Here is a 16,578-nt window from a genome sequence, read left to right as displayed (position 1 = left end):
CGCGGCAATATCGAGCAGGTGGGTTCGCCATTGGAGCTCTACCGCAGCCCGCGCAACCTCTTCGTCGCGGGCTTCATCGGCTCGCCGAAGATGAATTTCGTCAAGGGCGCCTATGCCCAGAGCCTTGGCGGCGACACGATCGGCGTCAGGCCGGAACATACCCTGCTGTCGACTACCGCAGGCGACTGGCAGGGCAAGGTGCTCGTGGCCGAGCATCTCGGCTCCGACACTTTCCTGCACATCGACGTTGACGGGATCGGCACGGTGACTGCGCGCGGCTCGGGCGATTTCCCGGCCCGGGCCGGCGATACCGTCTACCTGACACCGGACAAGGCGCATATTCACCGGTTCAACGCCGAAGGGCTTGCGATTTCAGCTTAAAAGCCAAGGCCGTGTGCGCTGGAGCGGGCACGGCCGACGCATCTGTTCCGGTTCGCATCATCGATCTGCGTGCACCGGTCAAGCATACCAGCCGGCGCGGGTTTCCCTGCCGCCCGGAGCCAAGACCTTTCAGAAGGACCAGAGACATGACGTGCAAATTATCGCTCGCAACTCTCCAGCAGGCGGCTGCAAAGGTGGCCATTCCTGCCTATGACCGGAAGTCGCTTTCGGCTGGTATCGTGCATTTCGGTGTCGGCAATTTCCATCGTGCCCATCAGGCAATCTATCTCGACGACCTTTTCAATACGGGCGAGGCGCATGACTGGGCGATCATCGGCGCCGGCGTATTGCCGTCGGATGCAGCCATGCGTGAAAAGCTGGCCGCCCAGGACTTCCTGACGACCGTTGTCGAGCAGGACAACAACCGCACGGCTGCGCGTGTCACCGCGCCCATGATCGACATCCTGCCGGTCGGCGACGCCAGGGCGATCATTGCCAAGCTCGCTGACCCCACAATCCGCATCGTCTCGATGACGATTACCGAGGGTGGCTACTTCATCGATGCCTCGGGCAAGTTCAATCCCGCCCATCCGGCAATCGTGGCCGATGGGCAGAACCCGGATGCGCCGAAGACGGTGTTCGGCCTGATCGTCGCCGGTCTGAAGGCGCGTCGCGCTGCCGGCCTGCCCCCCTTCACCGTCATGTCCTGCGACAATATCCCCCATAATGGCGGCGTCACCAAAGCCGCCGTCGTCGGCACGGCAAAGCTTTCCGACCCGGCCTTTGCCGACTGGATCGCCGCGAACGTCGCCTTTCCGAACGGCATGGTCGACCGCATTACGCCGGCAACGGGTGCGCGTGAGATCGACTTGCTCAAAGAAGCTTTCGATATCGAAGACAACTGGCCGGTCTATTGCGAAGAGTTCAAGCAATGGGTGCTGGAGGACAATTTCCCGGCCGGTCGTCCGCCGCTTGAAAAGGTCGGCGTCACCTTCGTGCCCGACGTCACCCCCTATGAGCACATGAAGATCCGCATCCTCAATGGCGGCCATGCGGCCATCGCCTATCCGGCGGCGCTGATGGATATTCATTTCGTGCATGAAGCCATGGAAGAGCCGCTGATCCGCGCCTTTCTGGCCAAGCTCGAAAATGACGAGATCATCCCCGTCATCCCGCCGGTGCCAAATACCGTGCTTGCGGATTACTTCAAGCTGATCGAACACCGCTTCGCCAATCCAAAGATCGCCGATACCATCCCGCGGCTGGCGCAGGACGGCTCGAACCGCCAGCCGAAATTCATCCTGCCATCGACGGCGGATCGTCTCCGCCGCGGCGAGGATATTGTCGGCCTATCGCTCGTTTCGGCGTTGTGGTGCCGTTACTTCGCCGGCAAGAGCGACAGCGGCAAGGAGATCGTCTTCAACGATGCCAGCGCCGATCGGCTGCATGAAGCCGCCCTCAAGGCGAAGGACGATCCGAATGCCTTCCTCGTATTCGACGACATCTTCGGAGATGTCGCCAAATCCGATCTTTTCAGCAAGCGCTTTGCGCATGCACTGAAAACGCTGTGGGAAAAGGGTACCCGCGTCACCCTGCAGCTATACTTGGACAACAAACTCGCGGAATAATTTCGAACGGTCGGACCTCTCCTGTTCCGGCCGTTTTCCATTGTCCCGCCGGTGTTTCGGGCATGACAGGGCTACGAATAGAATTCAGGTTGGATCAGTGATGGCGGATGCGGGAACAGGGCTCGTAATCTTCGATTGCGATGGTGTGCTTGTCGACAGCGAGCCGCTGTCGGTCGGCGTGCTCATTCAGGCGATGCATGATGTCGGCGTAGAGATGAGCGAAGAGGATGTCTATAGCCGCTTCCTCGGCAAGAGCCTGGCGACGCTCGTCGATACGATGCAGACGGAATTCGACGTCTTTATCGATCAGGCATTTCTCGACCGCATCCGCAACGATCTCTATGAACGCTTCAAGCATGAGCTGAAGCCGATCGACGGGATCGGCGCGACGCTGGATGCGCTTTCGCTGCCGCGCTGCGTCGCCTCGTCCAGCCAGCTGGAGCGCATCCGCCTCTCGCTCGGCGTGACCGGACTGCTGGACAGACTGGAGCCGAATATATTCAGTGCCAGCATGGTGAAACGCGGCAAGCCGGCGCCGGATCTTTTCCTCTATGCGGCCGAAAAGATGGGCGTTCTGCCGAAGGATTGCATCGTCGTAGAAGATAGCCCGGCGGGCATCACGGCAGCGCGTGCGGCCGGCATGACGGTCTTTGCCTTCACCGGTGGTTCGCATGCCCATTCGCCGAGTTACCGGGCGGAGTTGGAGCAGCTTTCGCCGGAAGTCGTGTTTGACGCGATGCCGGAATTGATACAACTTGTCCGCAACAAGAGATAAGTGGGCGGGACCTCTTTTGCATGCGTGATCACGTGGTTGCGGTCGATATCGGCACAGGCAGCGCGCGCGCTGGTGTCTTCACCGCGAGCGGTTCACTGCTGGGTAAAAGCGAACATCCGATCCTGATGAATCGCCCGCGTGAAAACCACGCCGAGCATGATTCTGAAGACATATGGACTGCCGTCTGCATCGTCGTTCGCGCAGCGGTAAAGGCTGCCGGTGTCGACTCCTCTGTCATCGGCGCGATCGGCTTCGATGCGACCTGCTCGCTGGTCGTGCGTGACCGCGATGGCGGGCAGCTCACCGTTTCCACCGGCGGCGAGAAAAGGTTCGACACCATCGTCTGGCTCGATCATCGGGCGTTGGCTGAGGCGGATTACTGCACGGCGACGAAGCATGCGGTTCTTGAATATTCCGGCGCTTTCATGTCGCCCGAAATGGAAATGCCGAAGCTGATGTGGCTGAAGGAAAACCTGCCGGAAACCTGGGCTGAGGCCGGCTATTTTTTCGACCTCGCCGATTTCATGACATGGAAGGCGACCGGTTCGCTTGCACGGTCGCGTTCGACGCTGGTGGCGAAATGGAACTATCTTGCGCATCGCGAGCCGGGCTGGCAGGCCGATTTCCTCAATGTGATCGGCCTTGGCGATCTGCGCGAACGCGGCAGCCTGCCTGACGAGAGCGTTGCCGTTGGACGGTCTATCGGCACACTGACGGCCGAGGCGGCGCACGCGCTGGGTCTCGACCGTAAATGCCATGTCGGTGCGGGCATGATCGACGCCTACGCGGGCGCGCTAGGCGCGCTTGCAGCCCATGCCGGCGACGCCACCACGTTGGAACATCAACTGGCGCTGATTGCGGGAACCTCGAGCTGTGTCGTTTCCTTTGCGCGCGAGCGCAAGCGCAGCACAGGCATGTGGGGGCCATATTACGAGGCTGTCTTCCCGGGGATGTGGCTCGCCGAGGCCGGGCAGTCGGCGACGGGCGCACTGCTCGATCATATCGTCAGCATGCATGCGGCCGGTGGGCCGCCGACAGCGGCGTTGCACGATCGTATCGTCCGGCGGATTGCGGAGCTCAGGCGTGCGGAGGGCGATTCCCTTGGCGGGCGTATCCATGTGCTGCCCGATTTTCACGGCAATCGCTCTCCCCTTGCCGATCCGCATGCGTTGGGTGTCATCAGCGGCATGACGCTGGATGCGTCCTTCGATGGCCTCTGCCGGCTGTACTGGCGCACCAGCGTCGGCATTGCGCTCGGCATTCGCCATATCCTGGAGCGGATGCGGGATTATGGCTATGTGCCCGACACGCTGCACGTCGCCGGCGGCCATGTGAAGAATTCGGTGCTGATGGAACTCTACTCGGACGTGACCGGCTGCAAGGTGGTCATCCCGAAGATGAACGAAACCGTGCTGCTTGGCACGGCAATCGCAGCTTCCGTCTCCTGCGGGATTCACGAAAGCCTCGGCGTTGCCGGCGCCGCCATGTATCCGGGCGGTCATGAGCGGCTGCCGAATGCCGAAAAGACGAAACTCTACGATCGTGACTACCGACGTTTCCTCGCCATGTATCGCCATCGCGCGGAGCTGGATGCCATGGAATAGGCGGATTACCGGAGCGGTGCCTGGGCGAACATGCCCTGAAGCTCTTCTATGCGGCGCGTCCTCGTTTCCGCCGCTTCGCCCGCGGCGTGAGCGACAGAAGTCGCCAGATATTCCAGCAGCGCCATTATGGCTGAAAGATTTTCGCGGCTGTTGGCGCGCTGCGGCGGCAGGGACAGCGTGATGTTTGCGAATTCATGCGCCCATTCCGTGAATTGTCCAGTTAACAGCAATACCTTGTAGCCTGCCCGACGAGCCGAGCGAGCCAGAAGCCGTGAGGTGACAAAGCTCGGGGAGTCGATGACGACAAGCAATCCGTCTTCGGCGGGCTCGCCGAACAGCTCGATGTAGCTGCCATTGGCGCCGTCAAGGAAAAGGACCTGATCGCGGGCGAAGGTCAGGCGATCGCGAAAATAGCGACCGATCCCTGCGAGACTCGGGTGAGAGGTGACAAAGACATGTCCGGAGGACAGAATTGTCGAAACCGCGTCGCGCCATTGCGGCTGGCCGGCGAGGTTGTAAATATGCTGCAGCATCTCGATCTGTTCGGCAATCTGCGTCGCAAGCGGGCGCCCTTCGCTCGCATCTTTCTGCAGCTGTTCCAGGATATTGGGCAATTGCGATGTGATACCGGGCGCATTTTCCTTGAGGTGCACCTTTATCCCATCGAGACCGTGGTAGCCGAGCGACCGCAGAAACCTACCTACCGTCATCGGGCTCAATTCCAGCCTGTCGGCAACGGAGGAGGCCGTCTCGAAGGGTAGTTCATTCAAATGCTCGGAGAAATACTTAGCAATTCTTCGTTCGGCCGGAGTGCCGATCTTTATATATTGTCTAAGTTTCTGGCTAAGGTCTTCCAAGTTTTGCGCCTCTTTGATGGTCTTTTCGATGTTATGTTGCGCCAATTTCTACGCCCATTGGCTATTCAATTTTGATCTGGCCGCCGTTCTTGTTGCGGTTGTTGTTCCTAATGTGGCGTACAGAATATATTAGTGCAAAATGTATTACAATAATTCAAATTTTTAATTGTCACATTCATATATCTCTGCGGGATATTGATATCGATACAACCGTTTCTTAAGTGTCCATTTGCCACTAAGAGAGGTAGAACGAATGATTGGCCTTGCCGCCCGCCGCTCCTTCGAAAATCTTTTTGCGCCTGAAACGCGCAAAGTTTTCTGGAAGGTACTCGGCCTTACATTGCTGGCGCTCCTCGTGCTGTGGTTCGTCCTGCGGGGCGTCTTTAATTTCCTCGTATTGCCTTGGCTGCAGGGCTTCATGCCATCCACCTCGGATTGGACGGGTTGGCTCGCATTCCTTCTTGCCATCTTCGCCGGGATTGCATTGGCATTGGCGATGGCGCTGCTGATTTCACCGGTCACGGCGCTGATTGCCGGCCTATTTCTCGACGACGTCGCCGAAGTGGTGGAAAAGCGCGACTATCCGGGTGATGCGCCGGGAACGGCAATGCCAATCGTCGCGGCGATGAAGAGTTCCCTACGCTTTCTCGGCGTCGTCATCGTCGGCAACATCGTGGCGCTGTTCCTGCTGTTCATTCCGGGCGTCAATCTCGTCGCCTTCTTTCTGGTGAACGGCTATCTGCTGGGGCGGGAATTCTTCGAATTTGCCGCCATGCGTTTCCGCTCGCCGGACGAGGCGCGGGAATTCCGCGTCAAGCACGCTCTCACGGTCTTCCTGGCCGGCCTGGTGATCGCGGCGTTTCTGGCGATCCCGCTGCTCAATCTGCTGACGCCGCTCTTTGCTGCCGGCATGATGGTACATCTGCACAAGCTGATCTCGCACAGGGAGGCGAAGCTGCGGTCAAGATAGGCTTAGCTCGCCGCTTCAGCTCCGATGATCTGCGGCGGAAGTTCGACCAGAGGAGCAGGTATGTCCCATGTCTTTTCCGGGGAGCGACAGAGGTCGGCAATGACGCAGCGTTCGCATTCGGGCTTGCGCGCCTTGCAGATATAGCGGCCATGCAGGATCAGCCAATGGTGCGCGTGGTAGAGATACTGGTCGGGAATGATCTTCATCAACCGCTGCTCGACTTCGTCGGGCGTCTTGCCGGGAGCCAATAGCAGCCGGTTGGCGATGCGGAAGATATGTGTATCGACGGCCATCGTCGCCTGACCGAAAGCCATGGAAAGCACGACATTCGCGGTCTTGCGGCCGACGCCGGGTAGGGTGATCAATTCTTCGCGGGTGCGCGGCACCTCGCCACCGAAATCCGTGATCAGCTTTTCCGACAGAGCCACGACGTTCTTCGCCTTATTGCGGTAAAGGCCGATCGTCTTGATATATTCGCGGATGCGCTCCTCGCCGAGATCGAGCATCTTCTGCGGGGTATCGGCAACGGCAAAGAGGGCACGCGTCGCCTTGTTGACGCCGGCGTCGGTCGCCTGCGCTGAAAGCGCCACGGCAACGACCAGCGTGAAAGGATTGACGTGCTCCAGCTCGCCCTTCGGTTCCGGCCGTTGGATGGAGAAACGCCGGAAGATCTCTTCCAACTCCGCTTTGGAATAAAGGCTCTTTCCCGCCGGCTTGCGGCCTGCGGTCGCATTTGACTTTTTCGCGGTTTGGGCGCTGGATTTGATCTTTGGATTTGCCATAAGCGACCTATACTCAAGTCCTATGACGAAACGCAACGCCGATACGGCTGGAGACGGCAACAGGCCGGTTTTCGCTGCCGAATTGTTTCCCCATCGCTCGCTGTCGCGAAAGGGGTTCAGGGTCATGCTGGCCTTGGCGGGCATCTTCTGTCTCTTCTACAGCATTCTCTTCGTCACGCGCGGCGCCTGGCCGATCGGCATTTTCTTCGGTGCCGATTTCTTCCTGCTCTATGGCGCCTTCTGGCTGAACTACCGCTCGGGCCGTGTGCGCGAAGAGGTAACGGTATCGCGCACCAACGTTTCCATCCGCAAATTCTCGCCGACGGGCCGCATGGTGGAGCATGATTTCAATCCGTTTTGGACGCGGTTCCTGGTTCGCCGTCACAGCGAGATCGGCGTTGTTTCCATGCATGTTCGCGACAGAAGCCACGACACCGATGTCGGCTCCTTCCTCAATCCGGAAGATCGTGAGAGCTTTGCCAAGGCCTTCAAGCGTGCCTTGGCGACCGTGACGCAACGGATATGAGCGGACTTTACAGACCGGCGATATCACATTTTTGCAGAGAGACCACTGGCGCAAGAAACGGGTGGTTTTAGCCGTCTTGCCGTGGTTTTCTCCTTTTCAAGGAGAAAGATCATGAATGCGATTGCACAGCTGAAGAAAGACATCACCCCGGAAGGTCAGGATTACGACACCGTGCGGGAGGTCATCGAGCTCATCACTGAGGAATATCGCGACCAGCCGTCGCTGGAGATGCTGGCCGAAAGGCTCGGGCAGTCGCCGACCCAGCTGCAGAAGACGTTTACACGCTGGGCCGGGCTGTCACCGAAGGCGTTCCTCCAGGCCGTCACGCTCGATCATGCCAAGCGCCTTTTGCGCAAGGAGGATCTGCCGCTGCTGGAGACCTCTTTCGAGGTCGGCCTTTCCGGGCCAAGCCGGCTGCACGATCTCTTCGTCACACATGAGGCGATGTCTCCGGGCGAATGGAAGGCGAGGGGCAGCGGTCTGGTGATGCGCTATGCGTTTCACATCTCGCCCTTTGGTCTTGCCTTGATCATGGTCACCGATCGCGGCCTTGCCGGTCTCGCCTTCAGCGATTCCGGCAATGAGAAGGCTTGTCTCGCCGACATGACCTGCCGCTGGCCGAATGCAGAGTTCATCGAGGATCCGCATGCGACCGCACCTTACGCGGCCCGCATCTTCGAGCGAGGGAACTGGTCGAGTGATCAGCCGCTGCGGGTCGTGCTGATCGGTTCGGATTTCCAACTCCGCGTCTGGGAGAGCCTTTTGAAGATCCCAATGGGCCGCGCGGTGACCTATTCCGACATCGCAAGGGATATCGGCCAGCCGACGGCCATGCGGGCCGTGGGTGCGGCGGTCGGCCGCAACCCGATCTCTTTTGTCGTGCCCTGCCATCGCGCGCTGGGCAAAAATGGGCAGCTTACGGGGTATCACTGGGGGCTGACGCGCAAGCGGGCGATGCTGGGATGGGAAGCGGGGGATGCTTGAGGGGGGCTGAGGCTCTGAAGTTTGCGGAGGGGGGCGCACTCTCCGTAAACTCGCATCAAGCTTCTCAAGCCGCCTTCGCCATAGCCATCTGCAGCAGCGCCTTCGCAGCACTTTCATCCGTAATCAAAGTATTGCAGCCGATTCGCTTGATGGTGGCGCTGATCGCCCGGGCGCGGTGGGCGCCGCCGGAGGAGATCACGATGTGCTTGGCCTTTTTCAGCGTATCGAGATCGACGGACATGACGCGCTTGTTGATCGGGTGATCGACGGAATTGCCCTCGGCATCGAGGAAGTTGAACATGGTGTCGCAGACGCAGCCCATTTCGATCAGCTCTTCCAGCTCGCGTTTCGAAATGAAACCTTCCGACAGCGATGTCGAGTGCGGTCCGATGTCGCCGCAGCTGACGATAGCGAGATCGAGATTCTCCGCGAGGCGGTAGATGGCTTCCAGCCCGCATTTCTCGATGAGATTGCGCTTGGTCTCGACGGAGTCGACGAGAAGCGGCGCCAGGAACATGTAGCACTCCGCGCCGAGCTGGCTTGCCAGACGCCAAGTGTAATCGATCGGATTGGTCTGATGGACGGCGACGATGCCGCCGAGCAGGGAAACCACCTTACAATTGTCACGGCGGGTCGGGCGGAAGCTTGCAAGCGACGCGGTCATCGTCCGGCCCCAGCCGACGCCGATCGTATAGTTGTCGGGGATGGCTTCGGTCAGGAACTGGCCGAGTGCCAGGCCGACGCTCTTTGCCTGTGCGTTCACATCTCCATTGGCCGGCTCGGGAACGACGATCGCTTCATCGAGGCCAAAGGTGCGCTCGAGCTTGATCGCCAGTTCAACGCAGTCATCGATGCCTTCGGTGATCCAGATCTGCACCTCGGCGCGGCGCATGGCCTCGTCCAGCAGGCGGATGACGGTGGTGCGGCTGATACCCAGCTGTTCGGCGACATCTTTTTGCGTCAGGCCCTGGTTGTAATAAAGCCAAGCGGCGCGAAGCCTCAGGGAGGAGGTCTCCGAATAGGCGGTGTGGGTTCCGCGTCTCAGTTTGGCCACAGGTCCTCCGGCGAGATTGTCGCATGCGCCGTTTAACGTCATGATCCGCCTGAGATGCGAAAAGGAATGATGGCGGATGACTGGAGCAGGCGAGATCGGCTCTTCTGCTGCCGATATTCTATGACATGAAACTTATGTCAATCGAATTGCACAAATGTCCTTGACTTTTCGATGCGAGATTGCTGATAGTCGGTGATGAGGAATTCGGTCTTGTCCAACCGAGGAGGACAATGTGCGAGTGCTGCTGCAAGCAAGTGCCAGACCGGACAGGGAGCCATATAGGGCGCCCGGTGCCGGTGAAAAGCCTGCTTTCGGAAGGTTGTTCTTCACCGCTCGGCCGTTCACCGGAAATGGAACTCCAGCGCGTTTTATCCCGTTACCGACACATAGGAGAAGGAAGGCTACACCCCGACGCCTTCGGTCCCGTCCGGCGAAAAGACCGGATCTGCTGCCAACATCTCCCATTCCAATGGGCTTCATTCAACAAGGATACCTGTTATGACTTCCAAGCTTGACCAACTCCGCGCCATGACCACGGTCGTGGCCGACACCGGCGATATCGAGGCAGTCGCCCGCCTGAAGCCGGTGGATTGCACCACCAACCCGACGATCGTGTTGAAGGCACTGGGCACGCCGATGTTCGCCGATGCGATCAAGGAAGCCGTTGCCTGGGGCAAGAAACAGGGCGGTGCCTCCGAGGCCGTGGTTGCCGCCGTTGCCGACCGCCTGGCAATTTCCGTCGGTGCAGCGCTTTCCGGCCTCGTTCCCGGTCGTGTCTCGACCGAAGTCGATGCCGACCTCTCCTTCAACACGGAAGCTTCGCTTGCCAAGGCCCGCGCCATCATCGCCGCCTACAAAGAGCGCGGCATCGAGCGTGACCGCATCCTGATCAAGCTCGCTTCCACCTGGGAAGGCATCCGCGCCGCCGAAGTGCTGCAAAAGGAAGGCATCGACTGCAATCTGACGCTGCTCTTCAGCAAGGCCCAGGCGATTGCCTGCGCCGACGCCAAGGCATTCCTCATTTCGCCCTTCGTCGGCCGCATCCTCGACTGGTACAAGAAGTCGACCGGCAAGGACTACACGGCAGAGGAAGATCCGGGCGTCGTCTCGGTGCGTGACATCTACCACTATTACAAGGCCAACGACATCAAGACGATCGTCATGGGCGCCTCCTTCCGCAATACCGGCGAAATCGAAGCGCTGGCCGGCTGCGATCGCCTGACGATCAGCCCGAACCTGCTTGACGAACTTTCCAAGGATGAAGGCAAGCTGGAGCGCAAGCTCTCGCCGGAGCCCAAGGGCTCGGTCGAGAAGATCGCGGTCGACGAAAAGACCTTCCGCTGGATGATGAACGAAGATGCGATGGCTACCGAGAAGCTCTCCGAAGGCATCCGCGCTTTCGCCAAGGATCTCGGCACGCTGCGCGCCATGGTCAGCAAGGAACTGCAGCTCGCAGCCGCTTGACGGTGATCGGGCGTCTCTCCGTCGGGGGGAGCTATGATTCGACAGGGTGTCGCAGGGATGCGGCGCCCTTTTTGTTTGAAGACAGAGCTTTGAGGTCGCCGCAGTTAGACGGCATAGGCGCAGCCTTAGAGAGACCAGAGGCGCTTTGCATTGAGGCGATAGAGCCGATTGCGTTCGTCGGCACTGACACCATGCATCAGGGCATGAGTGGCGGCGACCCAGGTGGAGAGATTGCCGCCAAGCGTGCAGACGGGCCAATCGCTGCCCCAGATGACGCGGTCCCAGCCGAAGCTTGCGATGCAATGTTCGACGAACGGCCGTAACGTTTCCGGCGACCAGTTGCCCGGATCGGCATAGGCGACAACGCCGGAAATCTTCACGATGACATTCGGCCGTTTCGCCACCTCGCTGATGCCCAACGACCAGCTTTCGCTCAGCCCATCCTTCACCGCAGGCACGCCACAATGGTCGAGGATGAAGCGAATATTTGGATTGAGGTCGATGAGCGCGATCGCCTTGGATATCTGATGCGGCAGGACGCAGAGATCGAAGGTAAGGAGGGTATCGCTTAGCCGCTTCAGGTTTTCGCGGAAGAGGACACCCTCTGAGACGTCATCCGGCACGACATGCAGCACGCGGCGGAAGCCTTTGACGAAGGGGTCGGCGAGCGCTCGCTCGAGATATGCGGGAAAGTTGGGGCTTTCGGGACGGCAGGCGGCGATGGCGCCGCGCAGCAGGCTGTCGGGCTCGCGGCTCAGGCCTTTGACATATTCGGTCTCGCGCTCGATATCCTCTTCGGCGACATCGACTTCCATGTGCAGCGTGTCGGTGATCCCAAGGCGTTTGGCCTCTCGCGCATAATCTTCATAAAGACTGTCACGATTGAGTGCGCCGGCATCCGCCAGCCAAGGATAGCCCAGCCGCTTGCGGTCAACGATGTGAAGATGGCTGTCGAAAAGCATGGCGTTCCTCCCCGGGCTGCTAGCTCTCTACATACTCACAGAAGAATTATTCATTCAAATAAAAATTATAGCTCGGCCTGGTCCACAGTCCCCGCGACGATTTCGGAGATCGCCTTGGCTGTTTGCCGCACATATTCGACTACTTGCTGACGCGTCGGCGCCTTCGGGTTCACGGCCTGGATATAGGGGCAGGTCAACGCGGCCAGCGCATTACCGTCCATCGCCAGAACGGGCGCGGAAATATTGTGAACGCCACTCGTCTGCAGGCTGTCCATGGTTTCGAAGCCGTTCTCGCGGATTGCCGAGAGCTTCTCTTCGAGATCCGCAGGTGGCTCCTCAGGGTCCGGTTCCTGGCGCCTTTGCTCGTTGATCATCATCTGGCGCTGCTTTTCATCCTTGAATGCCAGGAGAATGTGACCTGAGCCGGTATTATAGAGATTGAGCTGGGCACCGACACGGATCGAGATGCCCCAATAGGTCGGCGAATCCTGCTGGGCAATGACGACGACGGAGCCGCGATCGTATATCGCCAGATGACAGGCCTGCTCGGCTCGATTGGAAAATTCGCGCATCAGGGGCGTGGCGAAGGAGACGAGGCGGCGCACCGGCGCATGGTAATGCGCGAGGCCGAAAAGCTTCAGGGTCAGATAGAAGCGATCGCCGTCCTGCCGCTGCACATAGCCGCGCCGCACGAGACGATCGAGCATGCGATAGAATTCGTTGGGACTCTTGTTGAGCGCCTTGGCGATTTCCGCCTGCGTCAGCCCGCCATCGATCCTCGCCAGCAATTCGAGAATGTCGAGCCCCTTGTCCAAGGCCGGTGCGCGATAGCGATCACTGTCGTCTTCTATGCTCATGAACAAGCCCTCATGCGATAAAATATATCAATCATTCATATATGAATGATGAAATTTTACAAGTAAGTGAACGCGACTTGACGATCAGTGAATAAGATGTTTGCTTATAAATTATCGGCCTGTAAAGGGTCCAGAGGGCAATCGGACGATTGGTCCCAGCCTGGAGGGGAGTGATTAGCGATGGACTGCCAAGTGGCGAACAACATACAGTCCTCGTTGACAGGCTGAGCGGCCGCTTCGTGCGGTCCTCAGAAGGTAGCGCAAGGCTACGCTAACTGATTGTTATTGCATGATCTTATCCCTGGTGCCGGCGATGCAGCTGGTGGAACTGGATAGGATCATGGTCCCGGAGGAAAGGATCAGGATTATGGGTCATGGATTGGAAGGCAGGAAGGTCGTCATTACGGCGGCGGGACAGGGCATCGGCCGGGCGTCGGCGGAGCGCTTCATCTCGCTTGGCGCGCATGTCTACGCCACCGATATCAACGAGCAGACACTCTCTACGCTGGACGGTGCGACCAAGCATGTGTTGAACGTGCTCGATAGCGCTGCCGTCAAGGCCTACGCGGAAGAGCTTGGCCCGATCGACGTGCTCTTCAACTGCGCCGGTTTCGTGCATGCCGGCACGATCCTGGACTGCGAGGAAAAGGATTGGGATTTCTCCTTCAACCTCAATGCCAAGGCAATGTACACGACCTGCCGCGCCTTCCTGCCGGGCATGCTGGAAAAGGGCAAGGGTTCGATCGTCAATATGGCCTCGGTCGCTTCCAGCGTGAAGGGCGTGCCCAACCGTTTCGCCTATTGCGCTTCGAAGGCTGCCGTAATCGGCCTTACCAAGTCGATCGCTGCCGATTTTGTTGCCAAGGGCATCCGTGCCAATGCGATTTGCCCTGGCACGGTCGATAGCCCCTCGCTGCATGAGCGGCTGAAGGCAACCGGTGACTATGACAAGGCGCTCAAGGATTTCATCGCCCGCCAGCCGATGGGCCGAATCGCGACCGCCGAGGAGATCGCCGCGCTGGTGACCTACCTTGCCGGCGACGAGGCGGGTTTCACCACAGGCCAGATCCACGTCATCGACGGCGGCTGGACGGGCTGAAGCCGTTTTTCGCTATCGGAGGCTTCGTGTTGCGGGGCCTCCTTTTATTTGCCACTCTCGTTTGCGAATCGGTTTGTAACAGACGGTTTGCGATCGGGAGAGCGGCATGGATGCGAACGGATTGTTGCATCGTTCAAGAGGCCTCGTTCTGTGGCGCAAGCACCATGTGATCGTGATCTCGGTGCTTGCTGGTCTTGCCGTTTTCCTGCTCCTGACCTCCAGAGACTTCAATGCCAGCAATCTGCTGATCGCCTGGGATACGACCGCCGTCGTCTTCATCGTCTATAGCCTTTACCGCATGCTGACGGCCGACCCGCAGCGCATCCGCAAGCGCTCGGCCGATCTCGATTTCTCGGATGGTTTCCTGCTGTTCCTGTCGATTGCGGCAGCGCTCGCAAGCATCGGCGGCATCGCGCTTGATCTGCTTGGCGTCAAGGACGCCTCGCCCGAAATCGCCTTCTACCGCGTGATGATGGCGATCGTGACGATCCTGATATCATGGACTTTCCTGCACACGCTGTTCACCATCCACTATGCGCACCGGTTTTACAGCACTCCGGGCAAGGGGCAGGGGCTGAAATTCGCCGAGCCTTTGGAGGAGCCGATCTATTGGGATTTCCTCTACTTCTCTTTCACGATCGGCGTTGCGGCGCAGACCGCCGATATCGGTATTTCCACCGTCTCGATGCGTAAGCTGGCGCTCCTCCATGCAATCCTGTCGTTCCTGTTCAACACGACGATCCTCGCGCTCGCCATAAATGTCGGGGCGAGCCTGATCTAGGCCCGCCCCTTCGATAGTCGCGGCTTATATTGCTAGACGACCGCATTGCCGGCCATGACGGCGAGAACCAGGAACACCAGGAAGATGATCAGGAAGATGGCGAAGAGAACGCGCGCAATGGTTGCGGTTGCCGCGGACACGCCCGAAAAGCCGAAAAAGCCGCTGATCAGCGAAATCACAAAGAAAATGAGAGCCCATTTCAGCATTTAGCTGTCTCCTCTGCGTTGTACTTCATAAAGACGCGGGAGGAGGGTGATTTGTTCCGAGGGCGTTTCGATTAACGCCCGATTCTGCTGGTTAAGGCTGGATCGGGCCTCGTTCATATTGGGGCTTGCCGGCCCTTCGCACGGCTCAGGGCGTTCGGCGCTGTCATCGATCCACTGGATCGATTACTTCGGCTACGCCGAACCGCGCCTCACCCATGATTGATCATCACATGCCGCACGGCTGTATAGTCTTCGATAGCGTAGACCGACATATCCTTGCCGTAGCCGGATTGCTTCAGCCCGCCATGCGGCATTTCGTTGACCAGCATGAAGTGGGTGTTGATCCAGGTGCAGCCATATTGCAGGCGGGCAGCGGTTTGCATGCCGCGGCTGATGTCCTTGGTCCAGACGGAGGAGGCAAGGCCGTAATCGCTGTCATTGGCCCAGGCGACGGCGTCGTCGGGATTGGTGAAGCGGGTGACGGAGACGACAGGACCGAAAACTTCGCGCCGGACGATCTCGTCATCCTGCGTCGCGCCGGCAACGACCGTCGGCGCATAGAAGAAGCCGCGTTCGCCGGAGATCTTGCCGCCTGTTGTGATCTCCATATGCTTGTGTTCGGCGGCGCGGGTGACGAAGCTTTCGACGCGGTCGCGCTGACGCTTGGAGATCAGCGGGCCAATTTCGTTCTCGGTATCGTCAGCGAGGTTGAACTTGATGCTGGAAACGGCAGACGTCAGGTCGGCGACGAAGTTGTCGTAGACCTTGGCGTCGGCATAGATGCGGCAGGCGGCGGTGCAGTCCTGGCCGGCATTGTAGTAGCCGAAGGTGCGGATGCCGGCGACGACGGCGTCGATATCGGCATCGTCGAAGACAATGACGGGGGCCTTGCCGCCGAGTTCGAGATGCGTGCGCTTGACCGTCTTGGCGGCCGCCTGCAAGACCTTCTTGCCGGTCGCGACATCGCCGGTGATCGAGACCATGCCGATCTTCGGATGGTTGATCAGTGCGTTGCCGACGCTCTCGCCACGGCCGAGGATGACATTGACAACGCCTTCCGGCAGCACATCAGCCAAAAGCTTCGCCATCTTCAGCGCCGTCAGCGGCGTCTGTTCGGAGGGCTTGAAGACGACGGTGTTGCCGCCGGCAATCGCCGGCGCCAGCTTCCAGGCCATCATCATCAGCGGATAGTTCCACGGTGCAATCGAGCCGACGATGCCGATCGGGTCGCGGCGGATCATCGAGGTGTGGCCGGGCAGATATTCGCCGGCGACCGGGCCGTGTAGGTTGCGTACCGCACCGGCAAAGAAGCGGTAGCAGTCGACAATCGCCGGGATTTCATCGTTGAGCACGGCATTGATCGGCTTGCCGCAGTTCAACGCTTCCAACGCGGCGAAGCCTTCGGCATCGCGCTCGATGGCGTCGGCGATCTTGAGGAGATAGGCCGAACGCTGGCTTGGCGTCGTCTGCGACCAGCTCGAGAAGGCTTTTTCGGCAGCGTCGACGGCGGCATCGATCTGGCCTAGTGACGCCTCGGGCAAGTTGAGAACAGTTTCGCCCGTCTTCGGGTTGAGGACGCGCTCTTCCGTCTCCGTGCCGGCTTCGAAGCGGGAGCCGATCAGCATTTGGGTATCCATTATTATCTCCC

At 59.4% G+C, this 16,578-nt stretch carries 17 protein-coding genes; 10 read left to right on the top strand and 7 right to left on the bottom strand.

Going from position 1 to position 16,578, the window contains the following annotated elements; genetic code table 11:
- The 4 genes from FHX05_RS07815 to FHX05_RS07800 form a co-directional block, all read left to right on the top strand.
- Positions 1–381 (top strand): TOBE domain-containing protein (locus FHX05_RS07815; RefSeq protein WP_183871151.1); only part of this gene is annotated, 381 nt, incomplete at its 5' end.
- A 146-nt stretch (positions 382–527) separates the two neighbouring features.
- Positions 528–2,009, top strand: a complete 1,482-nt coding sequence (locus FHX05_RS07810; protein ID WP_183871150.1) for a mannitol dehydrogenase family protein — start codon at positions 528–530, stop codon at positions 2,007–2,009.
- Between the two features lie 100 nt (positions 2,010–2,109).
- A complete protein-coding gene (locus FHX05_RS07805; protein WP_015341204.1) occupies positions 2,110–2,784 on the top strand; it encodes an HAD family hydrolase in 675 nt (224 codons plus the stop codon).
- A gap of 20 nt (positions 2,785–2,804) precedes the next feature.
- On the top strand, positions 2,805–4,388 hold the full coding sequence (locus FHX05_RS07800; RefSeq protein ID WP_112335222.1) for an FGGY-family carbohydrate kinase: 1,584 nt from the start codon (positions 2,805–2,807) through the stop codon (positions 4,386–4,388).
- Between the two features lie 5 nt (positions 4,389–4,393).
- Here the strand turns inward: FHX05_RS07800 and FHX05_RS07795 are convergent, their stop codons facing one another.
- Positions 4,394–5,245: a MurR/RpiR family transcriptional regulator gene (locus FHX05_RS07795; RefSeq protein WP_183714240.1), complete on the bottom strand. Its 852-nt coding sequence runs from the start codon at positions 5,243–5,245 to the stop codon at positions 4,394–4,396.
- A gap of 253 nt (positions 5,246–5,498) precedes the next feature.
- Here FHX05_RS07795 and FHX05_RS07790 point away from each other — a divergent pair, with 253 nt between their 5' ends.
- Positions 5,499–6,215 (top strand): sulfate transporter family protein, encoded by a 717-nt coding sequence (locus tag FHX05_RS07790; protein ID WP_183871149.1) that lies wholly within the window; start codon positions 5,499–5,501, stop codon positions 6,213–6,215.
- 2 nt (positions 6,216–6,217) lie between these two features.
- Here the strand turns inward: FHX05_RS07790 and nth are convergent, their stop codons facing one another.
- Positions 6,218–6,997 (bottom strand): endonuclease III, encoded by a 780-nt coding sequence (gene nth / locus FHX05_RS07785; RefSeq protein WP_183871148.1) that lies wholly within the window; start codon positions 6,995–6,997, stop codon positions 6,218–6,220.
- Positions 6,998–7,019: 22 nt separating this feature from the next.
- On the opposite strand from nth, the gene FHX05_RS07780 reads away from it, so the two are divergent.
- Both FHX05_RS07780 and FHX05_RS07775 read left to right on the top strand, forming a co-directional pair.
- Positions 7,020–7,523 (top strand): DUF2244 domain-containing protein, encoded by a 504-nt coding sequence (locus tag FHX05_RS07780; protein WP_112413525.1) that lies wholly within the window; start codon positions 7,020–7,022, stop codon positions 7,521–7,523.
- Between the two features lie 111 nt (positions 7,524–7,634).
- Positions 7,635–8,507: a bifunctional helix-turn-helix domain-containing protein/methylated-DNA--[protein]-cysteine S-methyltransferase gene (locus FHX05_RS07775; RefSeq protein WP_112400729.1), complete on the top strand. Its 873-nt coding sequence runs from the start codon at positions 7,635–7,637 to the stop codon at positions 8,505–8,507.
- A 64-nt stretch (positions 8,508–8,571) separates the two neighbouring features.
- Here the strand turns inward: FHX05_RS07775 and FHX05_RS07770 are convergent, their stop codons facing one another.
- The gene (locus FHX05_RS07770) at positions 8,572–9,561 is read right to left on the bottom strand and encodes a sugar-binding transcriptional regulator (protein ID WP_112335217.1); all 990 of its coding nucleotides are present in this window, start codon (positions 9,559–9,561) and stop codon (positions 8,572–8,574) included.
- A gap of 498 nt (positions 9,562–10,059) precedes the next feature.
- On the opposite strand from FHX05_RS07770, the gene tal reads away from it, so the two are divergent.
- Positions 10,060–11,025: a transaldolase gene (gene tal, locus FHX05_RS07765; RefSeq protein ID WP_112335216.1), complete on the top strand. Its 966-nt coding sequence runs from the start codon at positions 10,060–10,062 to the stop codon at positions 11,023–11,025.
- A 125-nt stretch (positions 11,026–11,150) separates the two neighbouring features.
- Here the strand turns inward: tal and FHX05_RS07760 are convergent, their stop codons facing one another.
- Complete coding sequence (locus tag FHX05_RS07760; protein ID WP_183871147.1) at positions 11,151–11,987, bottom strand: amidohydrolase; 837 nt, start codon at positions 11,985–11,987, stop codon at positions 11,151–11,153.
- A 65-nt stretch (positions 11,988–12,052) separates the two neighbouring features.
- Positions 12,053–12,844, bottom strand: coding sequence for an IclR family transcriptional regulator (locus tag FHX05_RS07755; RefSeq protein ID WP_112335214.1), 792 nt, complete (start codon positions 12,842–12,844; stop codon positions 12,053–12,055).
- 367 nt (positions 12,845–13,211) lie between these two features.
- On the opposite strand from FHX05_RS07755, the gene FHX05_RS07750 reads away from it, so the two are divergent.
- Together FHX05_RS07750 and FHX05_RS07745 are read left to right on the top strand one after the other, a co-directional pair.
- Positions 13,212–13,943, top strand: a complete 732-nt coding sequence (locus FHX05_RS07750) for an SDR family oxidoreductase (protein ID WP_112410131.1) — start codon at positions 13,212–13,214, stop codon at positions 13,941–13,943.
- 106 nt (positions 13,944–14,049) lie between these two features.
- The gene (locus FHX05_RS07745; protein WP_112335212.1) at positions 14,050–14,724 is read left to right on the top strand and encodes a DUF1345 domain-containing protein; all 675 of its coding nucleotides are present in this window, start codon (positions 14,050–14,052) and stop codon (positions 14,722–14,724) included.
- A 32-nt stretch (positions 14,725–14,756) separates the two neighbouring features.
- Here FHX05_RS07745 and FHX05_RS07740 read toward each other — a convergent pair whose 3' ends face one another.
- Complete coding sequence (locus FHX05_RS07740) at positions 14,757–14,930, bottom strand: DUF1328 domain-containing protein (RefSeq protein WP_037196276.1); 174 nt, start codon at positions 14,928–14,930, stop codon at positions 14,757–14,759.
- A gap of 209 nt (positions 14,931–15,139) precedes the next feature.
- The gene (locus tag FHX05_RS07735; RefSeq protein WP_183871146.1) at positions 15,140–16,567 is read right to left on the bottom strand and encodes a gamma-aminobutyraldehyde dehydrogenase; all 1,428 of its coding nucleotides are present in this window, start codon (positions 16,565–16,567) and stop codon (positions 15,140–15,142) included.
- Positions 16,568–16,578: the final 11 nt, after the last annotated feature.

The sequence above is a fragment of the Rhizobium sp. BK491 genome, from assembly GCF_014194925.1.
GTDB lineage: Bacteria > Pseudomonadota > Alphaproteobacteria > Rhizobiales > Rhizobiaceae > Rhizobium.
The sequence above is the reverse complement of the archived record's forward strand: the minus strand, read 5'-3'. Positions and strand labels throughout refer to the sequence as shown.